The 3,166-nt window shown below is 43.5% G+C and carries 3 protein-coding genes; all 3 read right to left on the bottom strand.

Going from position 1 to position 3,166, the window contains the following annotated elements:
* Window positions 1-196: 196 nt before the first annotated feature.
* Entirely contained in the window at window positions 197-868 is a 672-nt protein-coding gene (locus F8S12_RS42120) for a DUF4926 domain-containing protein (protein ID WP_331001474.1), read from the bottom strand.
* Between the two features lie 5 nt (window positions 869-873).
* The gene (locus F8S12_RS33070) at window positions 874-1,209 is read right to left on the bottom strand and encodes a DUF6883 domain-containing protein (protein WP_196520504.1); all 336 of its coding nucleotides are present in this window, start codon (window positions 1,207-1,209) and stop codon (window positions 874-876) included.
* The coding region (locus F8S12_RS33065; RefSeq protein WP_230968440.1) for a COR domain-containing protein at window positions 1,206-3,166 on the bottom strand (1,961 nt) is incomplete at its 5' end. The genes F8S12_RS33065 and F8S12_RS33070, both read right to left, overlap by 4 nt.

Raw genomic sequence — 3,166 nt, 5'->3', positions numbered from 1 at the left:
TTGTTATTTCGGCGTACCCAGTTGTTATTTCGGCGTACCCAGTTGTTATTTCGGCGTACTCAGTTGTTATTTCGGCGAATCCATTTGTTATTTCGGCGTACCCAGTTGTTATTTCGGCGATCGCTAGTTCAATTCTCATCAAATGAAAGGCGAGCATCATTTCAAGCTATGCGATCGCCCCTGGAGTTAGAAAAGTCTATTTACCAGAGGGAAGCTTTAGTTCTATGCCTAATTTGCTGCCTATTTCCATAACATTGTTTGTAAAGTCTGTCATACCTGCGATCGGGGCAGCGACTAGAGTAACAGCAGTTAGTAAAGCTACTAAACGCTTTTTGAGTTTGGGTAAATTGCGTTCTTTTTCTGGCTTTTGAATTTCTACTTCTACATCATCAATATCAATGATGATGTCGTCGTGGATTTCTGGTGGGAATTGGGCAGCAGTTTGGCGCATGGTGCTGATGATTTGCATTAGTTCTGCTATGCTTGCGCCGCTTGTTTGATTAAGATTGCCTACTGTGGCTTGGGCTTGGTTTTGAGCGACAATTCCAATAGTTGCGTTTTTGAAGTCATTTTGGTTTTTATCACCTGCAACGTTATCACCTGCAACGTTATCGCCTTTGCCGAATTGATGGAAGGTGTTAGACATAGTTTTTAGGGGTTTGTAATGGAGTTTTAGGAGTTGATGGGCTGGTAAAGCTTGCATGGAGTATGTTTGACCGTCATTATCGCTGAATTCTACTTCGTATACTTCGGGGGCGAGGATTTCGACAATAGTTCCAACTTGACCCGCAAGGAGGTTATGTTCGGATAAGGGAGTTTTAAGAGCAACAATATCTAATAAATTGAGTTTGTTTGGGGTGGCAAGCATGGGGATTACCTCAAAATATAGCAACTAACCAGACGGGGAAAATCTTCGGTGGGGCGGACGATCCAAGTTGTGCGAATGTTGGCAGTATTTTGGTTGCGGGTGATGGGAAAATCAACGATGTAGCGTTGACCATATTCATTTAACTGGCTGGGAATTGCTTCATAATTCTGAATCGCATCTTCGATTAGCACTTGCAGAATTTCTGCATCATTGCTATCTAAGTCTAGGATAGCGGCAAATAGTTTGGCCTTGTGCTTTCCGCGATCGTGTTGGGAGTTGAGGGTATAGTTTTGCAATTTGTTGCGATCGATAAACGCTAATTCAAAGTTGGGTAACTTCATCCTGTTTTATTGCCTTCGACCTCATCCCCACCAAAATTATCGCCTTTTCCATATTGATAATAATTGTACTGATTATGAATATCAAACTGTTTTTGCCTTTCTTCCTTGGATTCATAGCCATCTAAAAGTTGACGCAAATCGAGTTTTAATTTTAGTGTGCCGATACTGACTGTGCTGTCACCCATTTCTTCGAGTCCGAGGAGGTGTTTGTAGTCGAGGGGTGGATGTTTGGGATGGTTGGGGACGGGAACCCATTCGGTGATTTCGAGATTGGGGAGACTTTTATGGATTTTTTTGAAGACATCGCGGAGAATGCCGAGAAATAAGCGGCGGGTTTCTTTGCGTCCGCTAATGGTGATGAAGATTTTTTTGTCTTCGGGATCGGCTTTGATCCGAGCGATGTTGTAGATTTCGTTGTTTTCTTGATATTGCAGCATTACGCCACTGCGCCAATAGATTTGGTTATGAATTTTTGCGTGGGTGTTGACAATGAAGCGGGAAATGATGCTTTCGGGAAGAACTTTGTAATGGTATTGAAATTCAAGGGTTTTGCCTTCTAGTTCTGTTTCGTCTGGTTGGTCTTTAGGCAGAAGTCCCGCAATTAGAAATTGTGGTGGTTTACAATCTAATTCAAAGCAAAGCTCAAATTCTTTCATCAGCCCGATCAGATATTTGTGACGCTCGGTGGGGTAGCGCTTTTGATTGAGAATAGAGGCGAGATCATCAGAGGTGAAAATACCTTTGGTTTTAGTTTTGAGGTTTTCATCGCTCAGGAGCGCATAAATGCCTTCTGTCACCCAGTTGGGTTTGAGGACTTTGGTATCTTTGAGGATGGGATGCTCGCGGAAGTTGAGAACTAAGCCGAGTCGATGCAGCAAGTCGATTAGTTGCTCTTGGTTTTGTTCTTCGGGAATTTTGTTTTTGTAGCAGATGCCGATATAGCTACTGTAAGTGATGAAGTCTTCAGTCATGGATTCGAGTTGTTGTTTAACCTCAAACCATGAGAGGGGTAAAAGGTCGTAGACTTCTTTGAGTTTGCCAACTTGCTGGAAAATGGCGGTGCGAAGTTCATCAATGCCGATATTGTCTTGGCAGGAGGTTTCGATAATCGCTCGAATGTTAGAATATTTTTCGCGTAACGCCTTGCGGTTGATGTCGAGGGGTTGTTCGTCTTTTTTGTTGCCAACGATAATCACGGGGGACTCTCCGCCAAAGCTTTCGATTAGTTTCAGCCAATATTCGATGCGGTTTTCTTCTTCGCTGGTGCGACAATTACAGACTAGGAGATAGAGGCTGCGCTTAGTCAGAAAAAACTGATGGGTGGCATGATAAATTTCCTGTCCGCCAAAGTCCCAAACGTTGAGGCGAATGTCTTTGCTATTGACCGGCACGTTCCAAGTTTCTACATTGAGTCCGTCGGTTTGGGCTTGATTTTTATCATATTCATCGTGCATTAGTCGTTTGATGAGGGATGTTTTGCCGACGCTGCCTTGCCCGATGAGCAAGAGTTTGGCTTCGTTGAGTGGACGCACATCACCGCTACGGAGTAATCGCAAGTAATTGAAAATATCTTCAACTGAACCAACATCATCAGAAGATCCTAAAATTTCTGGTGAAATAGGAAGCGGATTTCCCCGTAAATCTAGTGTTTCCAATTTCAACAAACTTTCGATCGCCTCTGGAATCTGGGTTATTTGGTTGTAACTGAGGTCAAGCTGCGTCAGATTGGTTAAATTAGCGATCGCCTCTGGAATCTGGGTTATTTGGTTGCCACTGAGGTCAAGCTGCGTCAGATTGGTTAAATTAGCGATCGCCTCTGGAATCTGGGTTATTTTGTTGCCACCGATGTGAAACCGCGTCAGATTGGTTAAATTAGTGATCGCCTCTGGAATCTGGGTTATTTGGTTGCCACTGAGGTCAAGCTGCGTCAGATTGGTTAAATTAGCGATCGCCTCTG

The organism is Nostoc sp. WHI, assembly GCF_015714725.1.
Taxonomy (GTDB): domain Bacteria; phylum Cyanobacteriota; class Cyanobacteriia; order Cyanobacteriales; family Nostocaceae; genus Nostoc.
Note: the sequence above shows the minus strand (reverse complement) of the source record. Positions and strands in the feature narration are given on the sequence as shown.